General features: G+C 56.7%; 22 protein-coding genes, 1 tRNA gene, 1 other RNA gene and 1 riboswitch. Of the genes, 3 read left to right on the top strand and 21 right to left on the bottom strand.

The annotated features are described in order from the left end of the window. Positions 1-32 precede the first annotated feature (32 nt). The 10 genes from tssB to ACPW75_RS06480 form a co-directional block, all read right to left on the bottom strand. Positions 33-536, bottom strand: a complete 504-nt coding sequence (tssB, locus tag ACPW75_RS06525; RefSeq protein ID WP_011705712.1) for a type VI secretion system contractile sheath small subunit — start codon at positions 534-536, stop codon at positions 33-35. A gap of 672 nt (positions 537-1,208) precedes the next feature. After that, positions 1,209-2,582: a tetratricopeptide repeat protein gene (locus ACPW75_RS06520; protein WP_077096906.1), complete on the bottom strand. Its 1,374-nt coding sequence runs from the start codon at positions 2,580-2,582 to the stop codon at positions 1,209-1,211. A 135-nt stretch (positions 2,583-2,717) separates the two neighbouring features. After that, positions 2,718-3,263, bottom strand: coding sequence for a DUF6630 family protein (locus ACPW75_RS06515; RefSeq protein WP_077096908.1), 546 nt, complete (start codon positions 3,261-3,263; stop codon positions 2,718-2,720). A 123-nt stretch (positions 3,264-3,386) separates the two neighbouring features. Next, positions 3,387-4,376, bottom strand: coding sequence for a PoNi-like cognate immunity protein (locus ACPW75_RS06510; protein ID WP_077096910.1), 990 nt, complete (start codon positions 4,374-4,376; stop codon positions 3,387-3,389). A 9-nt stretch (positions 4,377-4,385) separates the two neighbouring features. Next, positions 4,386-5,705: a hypothetical protein gene (locus ACPW75_RS06505; RefSeq protein ID WP_077096912.1), complete on the bottom strand. Its 1,320-nt coding sequence runs from the start codon at positions 5,703-5,705 to the stop codon at positions 4,386-4,388. A gap of 1 nt (position 5,706) precedes the next feature. Further along, on the bottom strand, positions 5,707-7,938 hold the full coding sequence (gene vgrG, locus ACPW75_RS06500) for a type VI secretion system effector VgrG (RefSeq protein ID WP_252410918.1): 2,232 nt from the start codon (positions 7,936-7,938) through the stop codon (positions 5,707-5,709). A 279-nt stretch (positions 7,939-8,217) separates the two neighbouring features. After that, positions 8,218-8,736: a type VI secretion system effector Hcp1 gene (hcp1, locus tag ACPW75_RS06495; RefSeq protein WP_010634822.1), complete on the bottom strand. Its 519-nt coding sequence runs from the start codon at positions 8,734-8,736 to the stop codon at positions 8,218-8,220. Positions 8,737-9,532: 796 nt separating this feature from the next. Beyond that, a non-coding RNA gene (locus ACPW75_RS06490) (RtT sRNA) lies at positions 9,533-9,668 on the bottom strand. Positions 9,669-9,890: 222 nt separating this feature from the next. Next, positions 9,891-9,978 (bottom strand) — tRNA-Ser (locus ACPW75_RS06485). Positions 9,979-10,124: 146 nt separating this feature from the next. Beyond that, positions 10,125-10,580, bottom strand: a complete 456-nt coding sequence (locus ACPW75_RS06480) for a YbjN domain-containing protein (RefSeq protein ID WP_029301206.1) — start codon at positions 10,578-10,580, stop codon at positions 10,125-10,127. Positions 10,581-10,738: 158 nt separating this feature from the next. On the opposite strand from ACPW75_RS06480, the gene ACPW75_RS06475 reads away from it, so the two are divergent. Next, on the top strand, positions 10,739-12,076 hold the full coding sequence (locus ACPW75_RS06475; RefSeq protein ID WP_077096916.1) for a flavohemoglobin expression-modulating QEGLA motif protein: 1,338 nt from the start codon (positions 10,739-10,741) through the stop codon (positions 12,074-12,076). 68 nt (positions 12,077-12,144) lie between these two features. On the opposite strand, the gene ACPW75_RS06470 is transcribed toward ACPW75_RS06475, so the two are convergent. Both ACPW75_RS06470 and ACPW75_RS06465 read right to left on the bottom strand, forming a co-directional pair. Continuing rightward, positions 12,145-12,726 carry a thymidine kinase gene (locus ACPW75_RS06470; RefSeq protein WP_011705703.1) on the bottom strand — a complete coding sequence of 194 codons (582 nt, stop codon included), beginning with the start codon at positions 12,724-12,726 and terminating at the stop codon, positions 12,145-12,147. 86 nt (positions 12,727-12,812) lie between these two features. Beyond that, the gene (locus ACPW75_RS06465; protein WP_011705702.1) at positions 12,813-14,393 is read right to left on the bottom strand and encodes a Na+/H+ antiporter NhaC family protein; all 1,581 of its coding nucleotides are present in this window, start codon (positions 14,391-14,393) and stop codon (positions 12,813-12,815) included. A gap of 86 nt (positions 14,394-14,479) precedes the next feature. Further along, positions 14,480-14,651, bottom strand: a riboswitch (Lysine riboswitch). Between the two features lie 321 nt (positions 14,652-14,972). Here ACPW75_RS06465 and ACPW75_RS06460 point away from each other — a divergent pair. Next, the gene (locus tag ACPW75_RS06460; protein WP_011705701.1) at positions 14,973-15,377 is read left to right on the top strand and encodes an H-NS family nucleoid-associated regulatory protein; all 405 of its coding nucleotides are present in this window, start codon (positions 14,973-14,975) and stop codon (positions 15,375-15,377) included. Positions 15,378-15,443: 66 nt separating this feature from the next. Here ACPW75_RS06460 and ACPW75_RS06455 read toward each other — a convergent pair whose 3' ends face one another. The 5 genes from ACPW75_RS06455 to ACPW75_RS06435 form a co-directional block, all read right to left on the bottom strand. Further along, complete coding sequence (locus tag ACPW75_RS06455; protein ID WP_011705700.1) at positions 15,444-16,007, bottom strand: cob(I)yrinic acid a,c-diamide adenosyltransferase; 564 nt, start codon at positions 16,005-16,007, stop codon at positions 15,444-15,446. Then, positions 16,004-16,234: a DUF3820 family protein gene (locus tag ACPW75_RS06450; RefSeq protein WP_005299948.1), complete on the bottom strand. Its 231-nt coding sequence runs from the start codon at positions 16,232-16,234 to the stop codon at positions 16,004-16,006. Before ACPW75_RS06450 ends, ACPW75_RS06455 begins: the two co-directional genes overlap by 4 nt. 1 nt (position 16,235) lies before the next feature. Then, positions 16,236-16,907 (bottom strand): 7-carboxy-7-deazaguanine synthase QueE, encoded by a 672-nt coding sequence (gene queE / locus ACPW75_RS06445; protein ID WP_016350442.1) that lies wholly within the window; start codon positions 16,905-16,907, stop codon positions 16,236-16,238. Between the two features lie 61 nt (positions 16,908-16,968). Continuing rightward, on the bottom strand, positions 16,969-17,676 hold the full coding sequence (queC, locus tag ACPW75_RS06440; RefSeq protein ID WP_077096919.1) for a 7-cyano-7-deazaguanine synthase QueC: 708 nt from the start codon (positions 17,674-17,676) through the stop codon (positions 16,969-16,971). Positions 17,677-17,698: 22 nt separating this feature from the next. Continuing rightward, positions 17,699-18,385, bottom strand: a complete 687-nt coding sequence (locus tag ACPW75_RS06435) for a tRNA-uridine aminocarboxypropyltransferase (RefSeq protein ID WP_077096921.1) — start codon at positions 18,383-18,385, stop codon at positions 17,699-17,701. Here ACPW75_RS06435 and rrtA point away from each other — a divergent pair. Next, positions 18,315-18,893: a rhombosortase gene (rrtA, locus tag ACPW75_RS06430; protein WP_225319234.1), complete on the top strand. Its 579-nt coding sequence runs from the start codon at positions 18,315-18,317 to the stop codon at positions 18,891-18,893. The genes ACPW75_RS06435 and rrtA overlap by 71 nt on opposite strands. A gap of 47 nt (positions 18,894-18,940) precedes the next feature. Here the strand turns inward: rrtA and pyrF are convergent, their stop codons facing one another. From pyrF to ihfB, 4 genes are all read right to left on the bottom strand, one after another. Beyond that, a complete protein-coding gene (pyrF, locus tag ACPW75_RS06425) occupies positions 18,941-19,642 on the bottom strand; it encodes an orotidine-5'-phosphate decarboxylase (RefSeq protein ID WP_049049063.1) in 702 nt (233 codons plus the stop codon). 101 nt (positions 19,643-19,743) lie between these two features. Continuing rightward, positions 19,744-20,910: a lipopolysaccharide assembly protein LapB gene (gene lapB, locus ACPW75_RS06420; protein ID WP_077096923.1), complete on the bottom strand. Its 1,167-nt coding sequence runs from the start codon at positions 20,908-20,910 to the stop codon at positions 19,744-19,746. 9 nt (positions 20,911-20,919) lie between these two features. Next, positions 20,920-21,204 carry a LapA family protein gene (locus ACPW75_RS06415; RefSeq protein ID WP_011705692.1) on the bottom strand — a complete coding sequence of 95 codons (285 nt, stop codon included), beginning with the start codon at positions 21,202-21,204 and terminating at the stop codon, positions 20,920-20,922. 156 nt (positions 21,205-21,360) lie between these two features. Next, positions 21,361-21,645, bottom strand: coding sequence for an integration host factor subunit beta (gene ihfB, locus ACPW75_RS06410; RefSeq protein ID WP_011705691.1), 285 nt, complete (start codon positions 21,643-21,645; stop codon positions 21,361-21,363). Positions 21,646-21,667: the final 22 nt, after the last annotated feature.

Genomic DNA, 21,667 nt, shown 5'->3' with positions numbered 1-21,667 from the left:
TCCCTTCTCGTTCAGTCAATCCAACCCGGCGATCACTCGGCAGGCTTAATCAAATCCAGCTCTTTGAGCAGCTGCTCACGAGCTTCATCACTGGACAGCAGATCCTGCAAACGATTGCGGAAGGCAGGAATATTCCCCAGCGGCCCCTTCAGGGCAACCAGCGCTTCGCGCAGCTCCAGCAGCTTGCGCAGCTCAGGTATTTGCTGGGCCACGCGGTCAGGGGTGAAGTCTTCCAGAGACTGGATATTGATCGAAACCGGCAATGCATCCTGGCTGTTCTCTTCCAGACGATTGGGAACGGAAAACTTCAGTTCCAGTGCGGATTCTTTCATGACGGACGAAAAATTATTCTTGTCGATGGAGACGGTCTGACGCTCCTCGATCGGGGTGTCTTCGGTACGGCCCTTCATATTGCCGACTACCATCATGGTCAACGGAAGTTCAACTTCTCCCTGCTGCCCACCGGTCGCCGGTACATATTTTATATTGATACGTTCTTTGGGCGCAACGGTGGCGCCATCGATATTTTTTCCCATGCTCTAAATACCAAGTTATGGATCTACAGAGACCCAAAAGCTTATAGCCGATGGATTAACCAACAACTGTCAAAAATGACAGTTGACGATATGGGTGGATATCGCAAGGAAAGTCCACAGGCCAACAGATATGCTTTTGATATGAATAGAGCAAAGCTCTAATAATCAAAAACATAATATTCACGTTTGTATTTATACAACCCGAAGTGCCTCTACTCTTTGTTAGAGGTCATATTGGCTTAAGGCGCCATTTGCGGCAGATGGTATATTCACAGGCAATAATCCGTCAATAAGCCATTAATAAAACAAGCAAAACAAAAATAAAAAACACAACAAAAACAGTGCGTTACAGGGATTTGCAAATCTAAACAAACATTTGTGGCATATTATCCACATCAAATATCAGAAAATAATTTCACTTTTCAACAATTAAAAATGTTATTTTTCATCATTAACGACTCAATACGTCACTTACTGTCTAAAATATAATGCCATTCATGCGTCAAACTGTGCCGCGACAGCACACAATAGGATTCCATTACATGAAAGGACATGATAAGTAGCTTTCATCAGCTAACCAGAACTCATTGAAAAACCAAGAAAACAATGCATTGCCATCGTAATGACATCATTGAAAAGATGAGTTCCTAGATTGAAAGGTAATTCCTCTACTTAACCAGGCAACAATTCCAGCTGATTTTTCTGTTGTAAAAACCAATGCTGCGCCAATTTTTGTCCAACACTTTTTTCTTTTTCCGTCATGCCTTTTTCCAGTTCATCACGGGCGTTGACAGACGCTTGATTACCATCTGTTGCCGCCAACAAATACCATGCATAAGCATGCACTCTATTGCGTGGTGCTCCCAGCCCCTGTTCACGCATGATCCCCATGCGATATTGGGCGATTCTGTGCTGGGCATTGGCAGCCAATCGATACTGTTTGAGCGCCTGCACATAATCTTCCTTGCCGCCCAATCCCAACCGCAGCATCTCGCCATAGGCATAACGGGCATCGACGTTACCCTGTGCTGCAGCCAGTGCAAAATACTGACGAGCGGTCACAAGGTCCCCCCGTTCTTGCTGCCATTGCGCCAATGCCAGCTGAGCCTGGCTCAATCCCCCTTCTGCGGCACGCGTCAACCAATGCTCTCGCCCTGCGGCATCGCTCTGTTGCAGGCTCAACTGATATTCGGCTTCATGAGAACCATTGCCAGCAGCCAGCTCCAGCCAATAACGACCCAAGGCAAGATCCTGAACGACCTTTTCTCCTGCCAGATAAGCCTGCCCCAGCCACAGTTGAGCTGGCGCAGACCCTGCATTGGCAGCCCGCTGATAGAAACTGAACGCCTCCTCAGGTGCAGCTTTGCGTGCCAGGATCAGCAAGGCATCCGGTTGCTGCTGAGCGGCGGCTTTCTCATACCAGCGCAGGGCAAGATCGGGGCGCTTGCTCACCCCTTTTCCCTGCTCATAGCGAGTGCCAAGCTGGAATTGGGCATCCCGATTGCCTTGTTCGGCGGCTTTCTCCAGCCATTTGACGGCTTCCTCATAGGATCCCACCTGACCTGCATACCATTGTCCAAGTATCAACTGGGCACTCGCATGATCGCGTTGGGCCGCCTGCTCGAACCAGTCGAGACACTCATTGGCCAGCTTGCCCTTGTGCTGCTGCCGACACTCCATCCCCAGCCGATAACTGGCATCCGGATTCCCCAACTTGGCCGAGCGCTGCCACCAGCCACTGGCCTGCTTGGGGCTCTTGGGCTCCCCCAGACCAGCCTGATACCAGTTCCCCACCTGCAGTGCAGCTTTGCCCCGCATGTCAGCATCTGCCGCCAGGGGGCCCGCCTGCTCGGCCGCCTGTTTCATCCAGCGCATCGCCTCGGGATAATCCGGCTTGGCCGCCAAACGATTGGCCAGCTCATATTGCGCCTTGCCTTGGCCCTGCTGAGCGGCTTGAATGAGATCGGATTCAGTCTGTGGCGTCGTAGTGGTACAAGCGGCGAGCCAATGGCTCGCCAGTACCAAACATAATGTGCGGTATGTCATCGTTTGTATCTGAAAATAATGAAGATGGAAGGGTAGTTGTGTACATAATGCTTGCTTACAACCAGATAGACTCTCTATTGCTTATCAACTTTTAAATAGAACTTATTCTGGACATGCCCATGGCGCCCAATAATCTTATTGCTCGTTCACATGATCCAGCTTGACCATAGCCAAACCCAGCTTGCGCCCCTCGTTTAACAGTTTATCGAGAACATCCGTTCGACAAATAAACCCTGTATATTGATCTGCATCTATATCCCAAAGCACGACTTCATATCCTCGCGCTTGCAGCCATAAGTCATAAAGCACCAACATGTGCCAAACCGATGTATCCTCACCCGGTTCGGATAAAATAAAATGTTCCTTGATACCATGAATATCCGCCAATGCGTTGCCCTGCAACTCAACTTCCTCGACGTCTCGCCAGTCAATATTGAGACACACCCAATGCTCATCAGAGTTGAATTCAACAAGTGCTGACACAATGCCCCCCTGTAGCTCATCGGTATGGGTATTCATCAGCGCGTTCAATCTGCCGACTCTGATCTCTTCAGGCAGAGGAAATAGTAAAATTGATAGAAGCCATTTCTTTCTTCGTCTTTCGACATAGACCATGGGAATCAACAGGGGTGACAAGATAATGACGGATAGGAGCAGAAATAGTTTTTTTATCGCCTTCACCTTTCTTTCTCGATTTTTTCATACAGAGCCAAAGAGGCCAAGCAATACCACGGCAGCACCAAAACGATGTTCGGTTCGCGATGTATCGATCACGCAGGCAATGCATGATCGATACACTGCGGACTACTCCTGTACCCAGAACAACATATCATCCTTGTTGACATGGGTTTGGGAAGGTAAGCGCTGCCCTTTGCGAAGCTGCCACTGCTCATCGGTCAGGTTGCAGCGCCAGTTGCCATCCTGCTCCACCACGGAACCCGGCATGGCAATAGGATGTTGGGCTACTCGCAATGCCTGCCATTTCTCTGCAATACCATTGGCTCTGGCATAATCCACCAGATCCTTGGGGTAATAGCGCATGTCTCGATAGCTGCTGTCATCCAGCTCATAAAGCAGGGTGACCAGCGCCGCTTCAAAAGCCCAATAGCCAAAGTAGATGGCATGCTTTGCCTTGTGCCTGTCGTGCCAATAGCACTCTTTACACCCCTTGTACCATCCTTTGAGATATTGCTTGATGCTCACCTGACGCTCAACCTTGGTGGGATTCACACCATCTCCCTTGATGGCATCAAATAGCGGGCGGTACACCTCTGGAATATAGGATTCTGGACCTCGAGGGAAGCCAGGATAACCCAGGCGGGCCAACAGTACGCTCCACAGCGGGTCGTCGTCCCCTTCCGGATTCTTACTGATATAACGCACCAACTCGGGCAATATCTCATCCTGGCCATAGAGGATGCTTAATGAGAACATCCAGAGCAGATATTGATAAGCATCTTGCTCCCAGTAATAAAACTGTTCATCTGGAAACTCTTTTTTATGGCGTAAAAACTCTTTAGTGACGACGCCTAGCTGAGCAATAACCTCTTCATGAGAGACTCCGCCAGAATAAAGCAAGATCAGATGTTCAAGATTATCCATAAACATGCCCGCACTGGCACCAGAGCGAGTAGGCAATCCTGCTGGGTCACTCCAGCGTTCATGGTGAGGATCATTTATCCAACTCCACCACTCCTGGTCAAAATAGAGCGATTCTTTGTAGTCTTCTAGCTGAACCAAGAAGAAATCCTCAGATAATAGTGGATCTCGACGCTGCTCAATAAACGAACTCATTCTCTACTCCTACTTGACCGGGATAGTACCGATAGCATCGGCATTCTTATTCAGCTTGGTGATCTGAATCACCTCACCAGACTCATCGACGATCATCAACCAAGATTCATATTTTTGTTTTCTGATATCCGCCAATAGTTTTTTATCTGCTATTTCATCCGGTAATCGCCTTTCTATCCACAAATTGCTCATCTGCTTGCCCGACCCCTTGGTCATCGACAACAGCTTGGTGCTCTTGGTGCCATCCTCGTCAATATACTCCCCCCCTGCCGTCCGAAACTTAGTCTCGGTCACCACGTAGGGAGGAGGAGGATTGGTATTCTTGTAGATACCATCGATGCCCCGCCCTCTGGGCTTGTCATTCAGGCTACGTACCCGGCGATGTTCTGGCAACAGGTTCTCGAACTTGTGATTTGCCATCCAGTTGTCGCTGATGATCTCACCATAAATCCCTTTCTTCGAGCGGCTCAGGATCTTGAGATCCACTTTGACCACATCGTCCGGCAGCGAGTGGATAACGGCCCCACCGGGCACGGCCTTGTAACCAGGGGTATGCTTGACCGCCTCTTTCTCCAATCCCGCGGCTATCTCATCGAGGGATTTGAGCACGGGCCCCATGGCGACAGGCAGCATCTGACCCGCCTGTGACTGCATCTGCAACACCAGACGCTGGGATTGCTCAAGCCAGATCCTGACTGAAGCAGGAGCCAATCCCTTTATCTTGCCGATCAAACTGGTCAGTGACTTGACTGCATCATTCAGATAACCCAGCAGCACGCTGACGGCAATCTGTCCTCTCAGCCCACGGATCTGGCCGGCAAATCCTTTCAGCACCTTGTCGAGGCGCGAGATACCCAGCACTTTCTTGACCTTGGGATCACTGAGAAACGTCAGCACGGGCGCCATTGCGGGTCTGATCGCCTTGGTGGCATCCCCACCCGCCTTGCGGACAAACAGGAAGATTATCTTCAACACCCCCTTGAGGGCTGAGCCCAGCGACGGGATCAGACCAATCAGGGTAAAGCTCAGAAAAACCCACTTATCCGGCTGCTTGGGATCACGGGAAATATCCCGGGCATTGGCAATCAGATCGCGGCAATCCAGCACCTGATCGACCACGGGAATGAGGCCCAGTACCGCATTGGCAGCGATTTGTCCTGCACTTTGATTGGGGTTGAAGTCACCCTGCAGGGCCTCCCAAATCCACTGCAGGCTGGAAGCAACCCCCTTTTTTACCGCTTCTGCACTTTGTTTGACATAGGCCGCGCCACCAGACACCGCCTGATCCAGGTGGTCATAGAGCTGTTCAAACAGATCGTTACCGAACATATCAGCCCTCGTCGCTCAGACTGTCGAGATGGCCGGTGAGGGCCGAGATGGATTCACGGGGCAGATCGGCAAAAGTGTCCTGCAGGTCATAGGTCACTGAGGCGGTGCCAGCAGGCACATCCTCGAGCAGCGCCATGCCCTCACCATCCAGCGTGCCTTCCCGCACCGAACCATCGCTCAGCACGGCCTTGTATGGGGTGCCCGCCAGCGGCATCAGCTCGGAGTCGAGGTGATAAAATTTCATCCAGCGTGTGTGAGGGCTGTCCAGCATACCCTCGATGCTCTTGGGTACCTTGCCAGCCCAACCAGATCCAGAGCCTGCATTGCCACCCGAATTCATCTTGATGGTGGGGCCGACCAGGGTGACACCGCCGCCATCGACCTTGATAAAGCAGCCACCGACCTTGACGGTAATCTCAGAACCCGCTTCCAGCACCACCTTGGCACCGGCTTTTACGTGCACTTCCTGCCCCGACTGGGTGAGCCAGCTCTGACCGAGTTTTTGATGCATGGAGGTATCCACGCTCAGCGAGTAGTCAGCCTTGATATGGTCCCGCTTCTCTCCTTCAACGGTCAGATGGTCGTTGCCAAGACTGGGTGGGGCCCCCTCCTCACCCGGTACCTTCCTGACACGGGTCACCCGCTCATTGTCGATATCGGTATGCTGGTCGTGCTTGATGTGCCAGGCGACATCATTTTCGATAAGCACGTTCAGGTCTTTCTGACCGTGGATGTAAATCTCTTCCTGCCCCGCCTGGTCTTCAAAGCGCAGCTCGTTGAAACCTTCACCCTGGTGGGTCTCGGTGCGCAGCACGGTGCGGGTCTTGTTGGCCGGCAGCTCGTAGGGCGGCCGGTTGGTGGCATGATAGGTGCGGCCGGTGACGATGGGCTGGTCGGGGTCCCCTTCCAGAAAGCTCACGATGACCTCGTGGCCGATGCGCGGGATGGCCATCATGCCGTACTGACCACCGGCCCAGCCTTGCGAGACCCGCACCCAGCAGGAGCTCTGGTCGTTGGAGCTGCCATATCTGTCCCACGGGAACTGCAGCTTCACCCGGCCGTGCTCGTCGCAGTAAATCTCCTCACCGTCGGGGCCCACCACCATGGCGATTTGCGGCCCATCCACCATGGGCTTGTGAGGGGCTTCCGGGCTGCCGATACGCGCTCGCCAAGTGGTGCTGGCTTTCACCACGCCAAATTCGTTGTGGTAGACGGTGGGGCCACTGCCCCCCTCCTCTTCCAGCGCCTGCGGCTGCAAACCGGTGTGCTGGATGCGCACAATTTGCCAGTCGGTGTTGAGGCTGCCGTTGGGGTGTTCGGTCAGCGAGAAGCTTTGCCCCGGCAGCAAGGCCGCGCAGTTGGACTTAGCCTGGCCCGCCACCGCGTCATTGCGCAGCGCATCCAGCCGATGTTGGACAAACGCCTTGCCGCTCGGGTCCTCTTTGTAGCGGCCCGGGTAGTCAAAATGCTGGTAGGTATCCCGTTGATGCTCTAGCTCCGCCCCCACCTTCTTGTGGGAGAGGCCATAGGCAGGGGTCTTGAAGCTGTAGTCTTTGAGCTCCACATCCGAGGGGCGCACCGCCTCCCGATAGTGGAACTGACGGACATAGGGCCCCTGCTCCAGCGAACGGTTGCCGAGATTGAAAAAGAGCTCTGGGCCGGTGGTCAGGGCGGCCGCGTCATCGGCAAACACGATGCGGTGCTTGCCCGCTTCAAACTCGTGGAAGTAGAACATCCCCTCTTCGGCGGTGAGGCGGTTCACGAAATCGAGGTCGGTTTCCCGGTACTGAACACAGTATTCCCGCTTGGCATGCTCGTTCTTGAGGGCAAACGCATAGTCGGTGATGCCGTGCTCTTGCAACAGGATGGAGAGGATTTCATCGGGCTTTTGCGCCTGAAAGATGCGGGAGTTCTGGCGTAAAGATAGTCGCCACAGGGCCGGCTGCACCAGCAGCTGATAGCGGGTGCGGCGAAAACCGCTGTCGCCTTGCGCGAAGTCACTGACCACCCCGCACACCCGGCGCTGCAGCTCGCCGTTGTACCACACCAGCAGCTCGCACGGCTGGTCCAGCACGGCACCAAAGTCGATGTCGGGCTGGGCACTCGCCAGCTCAAGGCGCAGGTTGAACGGCCGGTTGAGCGCTTCATCCAGCGCAAACTCGGCCACCACGAAGGTGCTCTCGGGCAGGGCCCCCACCTTGACGGTAAATTGTAATCCTGTGCTGTCTGCCATCGCTGAGCGCCTCTGAGATGTCGTGTAGCCCCATCAGGCGGGGCACTGCAAGCCCCGGGTGAGAGATCCGCCATCGCCCCGGTTTTTCTGACACCATGGCTACCGCACGCCCTTGACGGCGTGCGGCAAGACGTAAACCCGGATTTTTTCTTGTACCCGCTCACACCAGGCAAACGGACATAAGAAAAATGAGGGGGAAACTAGCTGACTCGGTTGAAAGCAACGGGCTATGGGTGAGGAAAACAAGGGGCACCGCACGCAGTGCCCCTGATGGGCAAGTTACGCCTCGATCGGCGCACGCCAGTCGTCCGCACCGGAAGTGCCGGCAACGGTGTGTTCCCAATCGATTTTGCGGTAGGCCAGAGAGACCTGGATCAGCTGGGTGAAGTCAGACTTCGCCGGATCCTGGCAGTGGGGCATCTGGCAGTCGATGTCAACGATGGTGGCATCGGTCAGCACGGTAGAGAAGAAGTGCTCCTGCTTGCCCTCGACGGAGGTGCGGTACCACTTCAGGGTCACTTTCGGCAGCATTTCGCCGGAGGCCAGCGAGTTGTACATCAACGGTACAGCTTTGTTCAGCGCAACGGTGAACTTGAACGGCTTGTGGACACGCTGACCAGCAGGCTGACCAGATTGCGGGTCAGTCGGGACAGTCACAACGTGTTGGAACTCTTGTACCAGCATCTCGTCTTCGTGACCCTGCACGAAAATGTTGCCGACGGAATCGGAAGTGAAGGCACCGGCGGTGATGTTGCCCTGGGTTTTACCTTCGATGCTGATATAACATGGAGTTGGCATGGGTATGCTCCTGATTGGTTGAACGGTAATGACACTCGACCGAATCCGTTAGCAGTGACCATGCCAAACAGTTTTTTCGTTAAAAAACAAACAATTAAAATAAACCCTTACTTATCCCGCCGCCATACAGCGCAACAAGTTGCGTAGTTGGCACATAAAACTACCCGCTCTTGCACAACCAGCACCAATCACTGAATAAATGGCAATCCATTGCGCAGAGCAGAGTTTATCCCTACCCCTCACCTATTACCCAGCGATCACTTACTGAAGAAAGGCACTTGACCAATCAAAGCGTGGGCGACCAAAGACTCTCACCACAGGCAGAGAGAAATAGAAAGAAGCGCGCCAGGAAGTCTTCGAAAAACAGACCTATTGGCGCCAGCGTAATAAGGAAGAAGAGAGGCGACGTGGTGAGCGCACTGCTCAACGAAAGGAGACAGCTTGGCAACCTTCCTCTGCATAAAGCCAAGACACCATGCACAGCGTCACCCGGCATCGAACTGACTACATGGCTTGGGCTCAATGCCCCTTACCCTCGACATCGGCATCGGCATCGGCATCGGCATCGGCAGATAATCACTGGCCAGAAACGCAAAAGCCCGACCATCAGGTCGGGCTTTAAATTGGGCAAATGGGTCAGGATTGATCCTCGCCATCCCCGACGCCGGCCCTGCAGGAGGGCTGTGACCGTCTAGGCGGGCTACACTGCCCGCAGGTCGAGCCTGGGTCAGAACCGGGCTGTCTTCAGCCCATAAAGTAAAAGGGCCTGTCTTTCGACAAGCCCTTTTACTTTATTTGGCGATGAGGGAAGGATCATTCGCCACTGCGTGGCTCACCCCTTCGGGGCGGCCTGCGATCCTTCATCTTCATCGCAGCAAGCTGCTCTGCTCGAACCCGGTGACGGTTCTCACCCCTCTCTTCGACATGAACGGATAATTCTTCCCCAAAGCAAAAAACCAACCATCAGGTCGGTTTTTCAATCTGCACGTTGGGCCGGGATTGACTCGCGCCATCCATAGCGCTCGCCCTGCGGGCGGCCTCTGGCCGTCCAGGCGGACTATCCTGCCCGCCTGTCGAACCTGGGCCCGAACCGCGCCGCCCGTCACCGGATAAAGTAAAAGGGCCTGTCTTGCGACAGGCCCTTTTACTTTATTTGGCGGTGAGGGAGGGATTCGAACCCTCGATACGTTGCCGTATACACACTTTCCAGGCGTGCTCCTTCAGCCACTCGGACACCTCACCAAATTTTGGTCTGTTGTTTAACGTGCTCAGCCAGCACGGTGTTCGCTGCGCCGTTGCGCTGGAACGGGGCGTAATTTAGGGGAAAGCCCCGCCGGCGTCAACGGCTTTTTGCATCAGGCGAACCGTTCGCACATTTAACGCACAAATCAGTGCACAGACTCCGGCGCAACCTGGATTTCCGGCAGATTCAGGAAGCCCAACCGCTCGCATTCGGAGACCACTTCATGGGTGGTGGCGATGGTGCTTTCAACGAACAGCAGGAACTGCTCGACCGACAGACCGGCCTTGGTGAAGACGGTGTGGCCCACCACCAGACGCGGCAGGTTGTCATCGATGATGTCGAGGAACACCTTAAGCGACGGGTACTGCATGTTGAGACGACCCAGTTCGGCCACCAGCGGCAGCAAGGCGGAGGGACGCACCTCCAGCTCGGATGAAAACAGCAGCCCTTCCTCTTCGACGAAGATCCGGCTCTCCTGAATGCCTTCGACGGACTGCAGAGAGACAATGTGGATACCGTGGCACTGATCACAGACGTAGTGCTCGATACGAGCCTGCTGCAACCAACGCATTATCATTTCGGAGCTGGGGATATTCATCATTTCCACGACACAATTGGGATCAAGGGGCGCAGTCTAAACCAATTTTCCGGCAACCAAAAGCGCACTGGCCGGATAAGCATACGCCTCGCTTCTTTTTGGCAAGCAGCCTGCATATACTCAGCCCATTCCAGCGCCACACTCGCCCCACAGGGGGCTAAATGACCATCCAAGAAAAGTACCGCCTGCATCTGAAATCCCTCTCGGATGAACTCTTGATCCTGCAAAAGCCCATCCGCATTCTGGATGCCATCAAGTGGCCCCGTCACCTGCAGGCCGACTTTCTGGCCAGTGGAGGACATACGCTGCCGGCCGTCGACAAGGCCTTCTATGATGGCCTCCCCCTCGGCTTCGATCCCCGCAACAAGTATCTGGAGCTCAAGGAGCTGCGGGACAGGATCCGCCGCCGGCTCGGCCCCCAGGACGAGCTTGGCCGCATCCTGCAAGAGACGGTGGATCAATACATGGTGGTCATCGAGATGCTGCGCCAGCGCGGCCAACCGGATTTTCTGCGCTACAGCCAGCTGCTGTACGGTTCGGCCGGCGATCACCTGCGCGGTGATCGCAAGACCCTCAAGGAGCTGGGCGCGAGGCTGTGCGATATCTTCTCCCTGCCTGGCGCCCGCCACCTGGTCCGCCCCTACCCCAAGGAGTTCGAGGGGGAAGCGGCGGTGGCCAAATTGCAGGGCAAGCTGTCGAGCTATTTCAGTGACGGCACCGTGCAGGTCAAGCTGAGCGATGGCATCGTCTCGGACGCGGCGGCCGGCGGCGATTACATCAAGCTCAACTCCCACGCCCGCTTCTCCGAGCTGGATCTGCAGGTGCTGGAGGTCCATGAGGGCTGGGTGCACGTGGGCACCACCCTCAACGGCCGCCAACAACCCTATGCCACCTGGCTCAGTGCCGGCTCGCCGCGCATCACCGCCTGTCAGGAGGGGTTGGCGGTGCTGATAGAAACCCTCACCTTCAGCTCGTTTCCAGACCGGGCCAAGCGCATCTCGGATCGGGTGATGGCCATCGACATGGCGGAGCGTGGCGCCGACTTCATCGAGGTGTTCCAGCACTTCGTCGGCCAGGGTACCAGCGAACACGACGCCTACAAGATCACCCAGCGAGTGTTTCGCGGCGGCATGGTCGAGGGGGGCGCCTGCTTCACCAAGGATCTCTCCTATGTGAAGGGCTATGTGGAGACGGTCAACTTCATCCGCAGCGCCGTGCTGGAGGGGGTGCCCGAGATTCTGCCCATGCTGTTTGTCGGCAAGGTGACCCTGGACGACATCCCGGTGCTCTATCAGCACTATCTGGAGGGGCTCATCAGCGCGCCCCGTTATCTGCCTACCATGTTTCGCGATCTCACCGGCCTCTACGTCTGGTTCGGCTTCGCCTCCGGCATGTCGCTGGTGGATATCGGCCGGGTCCAGCAGCACTTTCGTCAGCTGTTCCACCGCCTGCCGGTGGCCGATCCCATCATAGCCCCCGTCGACATCGAGATTGACTGAACCGCCAGCAACAAAAAAGGCGCCAGATTGGCGCCTTTTTCTATCCACTCATCGCGATGAAGAGGAGGTTATTTGAAGGCCCGCCCTTCCAGATAGTGTTTGCGGCACAGGGAGACATAACGATCATTGCCGCCGATCTCCACCTGCTCGCCATCACGCATCACCTGGCCGGCTTCATTGACCCGGGAGTTCATGTGCGCCTTGTTGCCGCACCAGCAAATGCTTTTCAGCTCCTCGAACTTGTCGGCCAGGCAGAGCAGGTGGTAGGAGCCGGGAAACAGCTCGCCGCGAAAATCGGTCTTGAGGCCGTAAGCGATCACCGGAATGTCCTGCTCGTCGACGATGCGGGCCAGCTGATAGACCTGCTCCTTGGTCAGGAACTGGGCTTCATCGACGATGAACACGTCGATGTGCCGCTCGGCATGGCGGGCTTTTACCATCTCGAACAGATCGCAGCTATCGCTGAACACCTCGACTCTCAGCTCCAGCCCCACCCGGGCACTGATCACCCCGACCCCGAAGCGGTCGTCGATGGCGGGTGTCATGGCCAAGGGATGCATGCCCCGCTCCAGATAATTGAAGTGCGCCTGAATGAGCTGGGTCGATTTGCCTGAATTCATGGTGGCAAACTTGTAGTGCAGTGAAGCCATGATACTGTTCCGAAACTGAATTTATGGGGCGCATGCTAACCAAAGCCCCCAACAAAACCAAGGGGCCTGGCGGCCCCTTGTTCTTTTTATGCGATGGCCAGGTCCGCTTGGGACCTTGCCTTGCGCAAATGGTAGCTGGAGAAGATGACGAACCAGAGCGCACTGACGCTGAAGCCTGCCAGCACCGAGTGCATCAGCCCCATCACCAGATAACCAAGGGCGGCACCAAAGGCGATGGCCAGGGCATAGGGCAGCTGGGTCATCACGTGGTCGATGTGGTGGCAGCCGGCACCGGTGGCCGACAGAATACTGGTGCTGGAGATGGGCGAGCTGTGATCACCGAACACGGAACCGGCCAGCACGGCGGCCAGCATCGGCAGCATCAGCGTGATGTCACTGGCTGCCGCCATGTCGCCGGCCAGCGGCAGCATGATGCCGAAGGTGCCCCAGCTGGTGCCGGTGGCAAACGCCATGGCGCAGGAGAGGATAAAGACCACGGCAGGCAGCACTTCGATGGGCAGGTTGCCGTTGGCAAGCGATGCCAGGTACTTGCCGGTCTCGACGTCACGCACCACGGCGCCGATGGTCCAGGCAAACAGCAGGATGTTGATGGCCGGCAACATGGCCATGACCCCTTGCGGCGCAGCCTTGATCCAGTTCTTGGCACCGAGCTTGAGACGCATGGCCAGACCGATGGAGACCACCAGGCTGCACAGAGCACCATATACCAGAGACGAGCCGACGTTGGTATTCTCGAACGAGCCGAGCACGCTGAACGGCTCGCCATTGGCAGCCAGCACGGCCGCGCCGGAGTCAATCATGAAATAGACGGTGGCCGCGGTCAGGGTCAGGATCGGCAGTACCATGTCGATCATGCCGCCGTTGCTCTCCTCCGGGCTCTCCATGTCCAGGCCGATGGGGCGCCCCTTGGACTCATCCCACAGCTTGCCTTCCAGCGCCCACTGCTCGTGCTGACGCATCGGACCGATGTCGAGCTGGAACGCGATCACCACCAGCACCATGATCAGGGTGAACACCGCATAGAGGTTCATCGGGATCATCTCGACGAAGGCGGAGATGGGGCTCTGCCCGGTGATGCCGTGAGCCGCCATGATGCCGCCGACCAGGGCGATGATATACGCACCCCAGGAGGAGATGGGCATCAGCACGCAGACCGGTGCGGCGGTGGAGTCCAGCAAGTAGGCCAGCTTGGCGCGGGAGATCTGGAAGCGGTCGGTCACCGGACGGCAGATGGCCCCCACCGACAGGCTGTGGAAGAAGTCATCGATGAAGAAGGCAAAGACCATCATGCCGGTCAGCGTCTTGGCCCCCTTGCGGGTCTTGGCGCGCTTGGCGGCCCACTCGGCGAAGGCCCGGGTCGCACCGGAAACGCTCATCAAGCTGATGAGCCCGCCCAGCAGCAGCATGAACAGCAGCATATTGATGTTGTCACGGTTGAGTGCACCGTCGACCCAGAAGATCTTGAGCACTGTGTTCAACATGTAATGCAGGGAATCGAGGGGAGAAAATTGGTTCAGCAGCAGACTGCCAGTGACTATGCCCACCCCCAGCGACAGCAGGACGCGGCGGGTCAGGATCGCCAGGGCGACGGCCAGCAGGGGTGGAATGATTGACCAACCGGAGTCGGCGTAGTGAATGATGTCCATGATCTCTTTGCACCTAAAGACAGCAGGTGGAGATCTACCGAGAGGATAAAGAAACAAAACCCATGGGGAGGTAATACTCCTCAGCCCCTTCAGGTAGCGCTCCATAGTGGATGACTATGGCAGTCCTGCACCTATTAGATGCAGAACCAGCAGCCCGGTATGATGGCCTGGCCACTTCGGCGCTGACTCCTTTCCTCGTGCATCACAGGCATCACCCTCCGCACAAGTAGTCATAGGCAGCGCGCCTCTACTTAAAGGTATTCGAGGCACATTTTATCGTGCCGGCACGTTATAGCAAGTTTTTTGATTAAATCACCAAATGGCGTGGCTTAAAATGGCATGGTGGTAGTCAAATGGTGCAAACATTATGATTTTGTCGCTATTTTCATCTATCAAGAACTCAGTCGAGTATGTATGTTGCCAATATTGCTGAATCGGGCCTGAATCCAAAATAGATCACTTAATTTCCACTATGAATTTATTAATTCAGCTGACTTGACTTGATCATAAATGGCCGTATAAATTAGCCAAAATTACTATATCTATTTAATTCACTCTTTTGCTCGCGTGGTGAACACTATGAACGAATTTTTGAAAGTCCTGCTGAATGTCCGTAGCCTGCGTGCCGCTTGCCGTGAGCTGACACTGGAACAATTGGAAGAAGGTCTGGAAAAGCTCTCCGCTATTGTCAGCGAGCGCCAGCAGGATGAAGCCGCCGAGCGTCAGGCTCGCGAAGAACATCTGCGCAAAATTAACGAATATGCCGAAATGCTGAAAGCCGCCGGCATCGATCCGGCCGAATTGGTTGGTACCGTGGCCGTTGAACCCGCCAAAGCCAGCAAGGGCAAACGTGCTCCCCGCCCGGCCAAATACCGTTATATGGACAACGGCGTGGAAAAAACCTGGACCGGCCAGGGCCGCATGCCTTCCGTGATTGCCAAGGCCGTTGCCGAAGGTAAATCCGTCGAAGAATTTGCCATCTGATAAAGCCGCATCGGCGCAATAAAAAACCTCGCATCGCGAGGTTTTTTATTGTCTGTAGCTTAGCTATCAGCCCCGCTCTGCCGCCTTGACCCAGAGCACTTCTGGGGTCGCCGTACAGGCCAGCAGGTAGCGGGCAATGGTGAAAAACCAGTCACTCAGCCGGTTCATGTAGGGCAAAATGGCCGGATTGAGCTGCTCGCTGCGGCTCAGGGTCAGCAGCAGACGCTCGCAGCGCCGGGTGAGGGTTCGCACCACATGGGCTTGCGCCGCCGCACGGGAACCACTGGGCAAAATAAAATTGCGCAGCACAGGTAAATTGGCGCTGTAGGCATCAATTTGTTGCTCCAGCCGCAAGGTCCACTCATTATTCACCTGCCAGATGGCAGCTTCCTGAGCGGCGCTGGAAAATGCCAGCTCCCCGCCCAGATCGAACAATTCCTGTTGCAATAATAACAAGTCAGCCAATAATCCGGTTTCGGCCGCAGGCACCTCGGCAATAAGAAGACCTATATGAGAATTTAATTCATCAATATAACCATAGGTTTCTACCCGCATATCGTCTTTGGCCAGTTGCAGCCCATCGGCCAGGCGAGTCATGCCCTTGTCGCCCTGCCTCGTATATATCCTCATACCGACATCCTGTTAATAATGGGAACAATCATGGATTCCAGCCCGTTGAGCTTGATTTCATAGGCCAGCGCCAGCGTTTGACCAAGTGAACCGGCGGGAAAACCGGTGCGGGCCAGCCACACCAGATAAGGCTCCGGAATATCGATGATGCGACGTCCCCGATATTTGCCGTAAGGCATCTTGTTGGCCAGGGACAACAATACCCGCTCGTCGGACAACCACTCCATCTCAATCGATATCCAGATATTTATGGGTCTGGATGGAGAGCCGCCAATTGCGGGCAATGCAGGTTGCCATCGCCAATTGAGTGGCCCTGGGTTTCTGGCTGATGGGTTGCAGCGCGATCACCACGTTTTCACGCAAGCGGGCGGTGGCCAGCAGCGCATCGAGCTCCTCCACATGGCGCTCGGTGGCCACCGGATGCTTGATCTCGTTGGCCCGCTCGAGGGCAGAGACCAGCACCGGCAGCCCTCCCTTCATATTGATCTTGGGGGATACGGTGACCCAGGTCTGCTCATGGGTCTGGATCTCGCTGGTACCGCTGGTTTCGATCTGCACCTGATAACCCGCCTCAATCAGAGCGGCAGAAAGATCCTGCAGATCATAGAGGCAGGGCTCCCCACCCGTGATCACCACGTGGCGCGCCTGATAACCGAGCTGCTGGAAGCTGGCCAGGATCTGCTCCGTGCTCATCTTGCTCCAGCCATCGGATTCGTTGGAGCAGTCGAGTACCGCCTGTACCCCCACTTCACGAGCAGGATCGACCACCCAGGTATGACGGGTATCGCACCAGGGGCACCCCACCGGGCAGCCCTGCAGGCGAACGAAGATGGCGGGCAGGCCGGTGAAGACCCCCTCCCCCTGGATGGTCTGGAATATCTCGTTGATTGGGTAGTGCATCTTGGTCACGGCTGGTTGCAAAAGTCGCGGATTATACCCCAAGCATGGCCGAGACGCAGGCTCAGCATCCGCTTTTCTCGCCCAGCCCGGTTTTTTGGTGCAAGCGTGCCGTCACGCCCGCCTTGTCGGCCAGGTACTGCTGCAGGCCACGGCTGCGCAGATCGCAAGCCGGACAGGCACCGCAACCGTCGCCGGCAATGCCGTTGTAACAGGTGAGCGTCTGCTGGCGCACGGTGTCGAGGTGGCCGTAGTGATCCGCCAGTGCCCAGGTCTCGGCCTTGTCAAGCCACATCAGCGGGGTCTCGAAGCGAATGGCGCGATCCAGCCCCAGCGAGACGGCCTGATTGAGCGCCTTGACGAACTCGTCACGGCAATCCGGGTAACCGGAGAAATCGGTCTCGCACACCCCGGTGATCACCGCCTCGGCACCCACCTGGTAGGCGTAGATGGCGGCCAGGGTGAGGAACAGGATGTTGCGGCCCGGTACGAAGGTATTGGGCAGGCCGTTGTCCTGCAGCTCGAAGCTCACCGGGATCTCGTCCCGGGTCAGGGCCGAGATGGCCAGCTCGCCCAGCATGGTCACGTCCATCACCTTGTGGGCGGCGATGCCGAGCCCACTGGCCAGACGGCGCGCCGTTTCGATCTCTTCCCGATGGCGCTGGCCATAATCGAAGGTGATGGCGTGCACCTCGTCATAACGGGACAAGGCCTGGACCAGGCAGGTGGTGCTGTCTTGACCACCACTGAATACCACGACGGCTTTTTTCACGAATAACTCTCCTCTGGGCAGTTCAACTGCGCCGGCCCTGGGCAAAATCGTGCCACTGCCGGTTCAAATGGGTAAAAAGGGCCATCAGCGGGGCGAAGCGATCGGTCGCCCTCTCCCACTGCGACAACAGATGGTAGCCCGCTTCCAGGGTCGACAGCGCCTCTGGAAACGGCTTCTTGCGAATGGAATATTGCCCCGCGACGGCATCCAGCTTTACCCGCGGCAGCTGCTGCAACTCAGGGTTGCTGTGCAGCATCCGGTAGGCCTTGCGCCAGGTGCCATCGAGCAGCAAAAAACAGACCCGGCGAGCCGGCTCGGCCGCCTCCCTCTCCCGCACCCTGGCAAGCGAGATGGCCTCCTCATCCGGCCACAGCAGATAACACTGCAGCGCGGGATCGGCCAGCAAGGCCGCCAGCTCGGGAACGTCAGCCACCTGTTCGCCCACATGCAGGCTGGCCTGCGCCAGCGAGGCGGCCAGCAGGATGGCGGTCCCCTTGGGATGCCCGACTTCGCTTGGATGCTGCAAAATATGGAGAGGGGCGAGATGCGGCACCTGCCGAATATAATCACACAGACAGGCTTTGAGGGCTCTGGTGCAACGTGTACAGTAGCGGCTCTTGTTGTCGTCGGACTGTTTCATGTTGTCAGAAAAATCAGGATTGCTCTGGGTCATCACGCTTTCACTCGCCAGTTTGCTGCTCTTTTTCATCGTGCCGAATCACCAGCTCTCCTTCGATCGCACCCTGATAGCCCAGGGTGAAGGGTGGCGCATCATAACAGGCAATGTGGCCCACACCAATCTGTGGCACCTGCTGCTCAATCTGAGCGGGTTGTGGGTACTTTACAGCCTGTTTCGCGAATACCTGACCGGTTGTCGGCTGCCGCTGCTGCTGTTGTTGCTCGGCTCCGCCGTCGGGCTCGGTATCTGGTGGTGGTGTCCGCAGACCCAGTGGTATATGGGATTGTCGGGCGCGCTGCACGGCCTGTTCGTCTGGGGGGCGCTGCAGGATATCCGCTATCGCCGCTACTCCGGCTGGTTGATGCTGGCAGGGGTGGCGATCAAGCTCGGAGTGGACTTCTACAGTGCAGGAGAGAGCCCGGTGTCCGCCCTCATCGGCGCCAGGGTACACATTGAATCACATCTGATTGGCTCGGGCGCCGGCCTGCTACTCGGCCTGCTCCCGATCACCCTGCGCGAGCCCGCTCCCAAGGAGTGACTCGGCCCTGATGCAATGCCGGCCCCATCGGGCCGGCATCCAGTCCGTTATCGATTTGCCAGCTCTGCGTTGATGCCTGCCAGCATGGCGGCAGGATCGGCCGCCTGGGTGATGGGGCGGCCAATCACCAGATAGTCGGCCCCCGCCTCCACCGCCGCCAGCGGTGTCATGACCCGGCGTTGATCCCCGGCTGCCGAGCCAGTGGGACGGATCCCCGGCGTCACCAGCTTGAAGTCGGCGCCGAGCAGCGCCTTCAATTCACGCGCCTCTTCGGCGGAGCAGACCACCCCATCGAGCCCCGCCTCCTTGGTCAATTTGGCCAGCCGGATCACCTGCTCGGCCGGGCCGACAGTGAGCCCCAGCGGCGCCATGTCGGCCTGCTCCATGCTGGTCAGCACGGTCACCCCGATAAGCAGCGGCGCCTTGTCGCCATAAGGCAGCAGCGCCTCCTTGGCGGCCCGCATCATCCGCTCGCCACCGCTGGCGTGCACGTTTACCATCCAGACGCCGAGCTCGGCACTGGCGGCTACCGCCTTGGCGACGGTGTTGGGAATGTCGTGAAACTTCAGATCCAGAAAGACATCAAATCCCTTGGCCACCAGCTGACGCACGAACTGGGGGCCAAACAGGGTAAACATCTCCTTGCCTACCTTGAGACGGCACTGGGCCGGGGAGATACGTTCAATGAAGGCGAAGGCATCGGCCTCGTGCTGATAATCCAGCGCAACCAGTACTTTGGGATCTAGCATCTCACTTCCTATCGATGGTTATTCGCCGCCCGGAGCTTGGCTCCGGTTCGACCTGAAAACACCAGGCCGCAGGGGCCTAGCTCATGATCTTGTGGTGGCTCTTACTCCCCGTCCAGGCCGCGGATCGGCTTGATGGACCCCCACTGGCGACAGGAGGGACACTGCCAGAACAGGGAGTGGGTTGCAAAACCGCACTGCCGGCACTTGTGGGTGGATTTGATCTTGATCTGCTCGCCAACCAGCTGCTGCAAGAGCTCAAGGCTCTCCTTGGCGGGCCCCTCCTCTGCGCTCGCCAGCTGGAACCCCACCAGCTGATAGAAGCCCTTCATGGAGGGATGACGACGCAATTGGCGCAGCACCAGCGCACGGGCCTGACTCAGGCCGTCGCGCTCTTCTACCAGCTTGGCCAGTGCCAGCGTCACGCTGACGCCGGCATGATCCTCCACCGCCTGCTCCAGCAGTGGAATGAGATCGTGGGCACGACCCAGACGCTGATAGCACTCGTTGAGGGAGGGAATGGCTTCGGAGGCAAAGTCGATATCCTGCTCGAACACCCGCAAGAGATCCTTGCTGGCCTGCTCGTATTCCCCTGCTGCCATGGCCAGCTCTGCCAGACGCAGGCTGGCACGGGCACAGGCTGGATTGACGCTGAGCGCCCGCTTGAGCTTGGCAAGCCCGGCGGGTTTGTCCCCTTCACGCAAGGCGCTCTCTGCCTGCTCGCAATAAAAATGGGAAATGGGCTCGGCCAGCTTCTTGCCCTGAAATTTCTGCAGCCGTACCGCCACCTCGATGGCCTTGTCCCAATCCCGCAGTTGCTGATGAATGATCAACAGCTGGGCCAGCGCCGTCTCTTCATAGTCGCTGTCATCGCACAGCTCGTTCCAGAGCGCCTCGGCCCTGTCCAGCAGACCGGCAGCAAGAAAGTCGCGCGCCAGCTCCTGCAACGCCAGCTGGCGCTGCTCACGGGTCAGCTGGCGGGTCACCAGGTTCTGGTGGATCTTGATGGCGCGGTCCACCTCGCCACGCTGGCGAAACAGGTTGCCGAGGGAGAGGTGGGTTTCGATGGTTTCGCTGTCCACTTCCAGCAGCTGGATAAAGAGATCCACCGCCTTGTCTGACTCATCGGACAACAAATAATTGAGGCCCGCCACGTACTGGCGGGAAAACTGGTTACTCTGTTTCTGGGTGTCCTGGCGAACACTCCTGCGCCCCATGTACCAGCCGTAGCCGGCAGCAATGGGCAACAGCAGGAAAAGCAGTTCAAGCATCGAGGGACATTATTCCTTGGCAGCCGACCGAGCCAGCTCCAACTCGCGGGATTGACGGCGCATGGTGCGATTGAGAGTGCGATTCTGCATCTTCAGACGCAGGAACAAGAGACCGAATACCAGCCAGCCCAGCAGGAAGCCACCACCAAAAAAGAATCCCAGCAACATGGAGAGTGAAAACTCGCCCTGGGCAATCAGATAGTTGAACTGCACCAGCTGGCCATTTTGCGAACCGACGGCCAGGGTCAGAATAAACACCAGCACCAGTGGAATGAGGGCCAAGATACGCTTCATAGGAGCTCCCTGTCAGTATCTAATGAAAGGCTGATTATCCTTAAAATCACCGGCAGACTCTAGAGCGAATGGGAAAAGACTTGGAGAAACCGGACCATTGCCACAAGGCAAACCATAAAAACAAAAAAGGCATACCCAAGTATGCCATTTTCTGCATTATTCAGCGATGTTCACTCGCTCGCGTAACTCTTTGCCAGGTTTGAAATGGGGAACATATTTCCCGGTCAATTCAACCTTGTCCCCGGTTTTGGGGTTGCGGCCCACGCGGGGGGCACGATAGTGCAGTGAAAAACTTCCAAATCCGCGGATTTCAATCCGGTCGCCGTTTTGCAAAGTCGATGCCATCTGCTCAAGGATCTCCTTGATGGCAGCTTCGACATCCTTGGCCGGCATATGCATGCGGCTGGCAGCCAATTGTTCGATGAGATCTGATTTGGTCATAACGTTAAATCTCCTTCCCCGA

Origin of the sequence: Aeromonas sp. FL131 (genome assembly GCF_049860615.1) — a bacterium.
Classification (GTDB): Bacteria; Pseudomonadota; Gammaproteobacteria; order Enterobacterales; family Aeromonadaceae; genus Aeromonas; species Aeromonas hydrophila.
The sequence above is the reverse complement of the archived record's forward strand: the minus strand, read 5'-3'. Positions and strand labels throughout refer to the sequence as shown.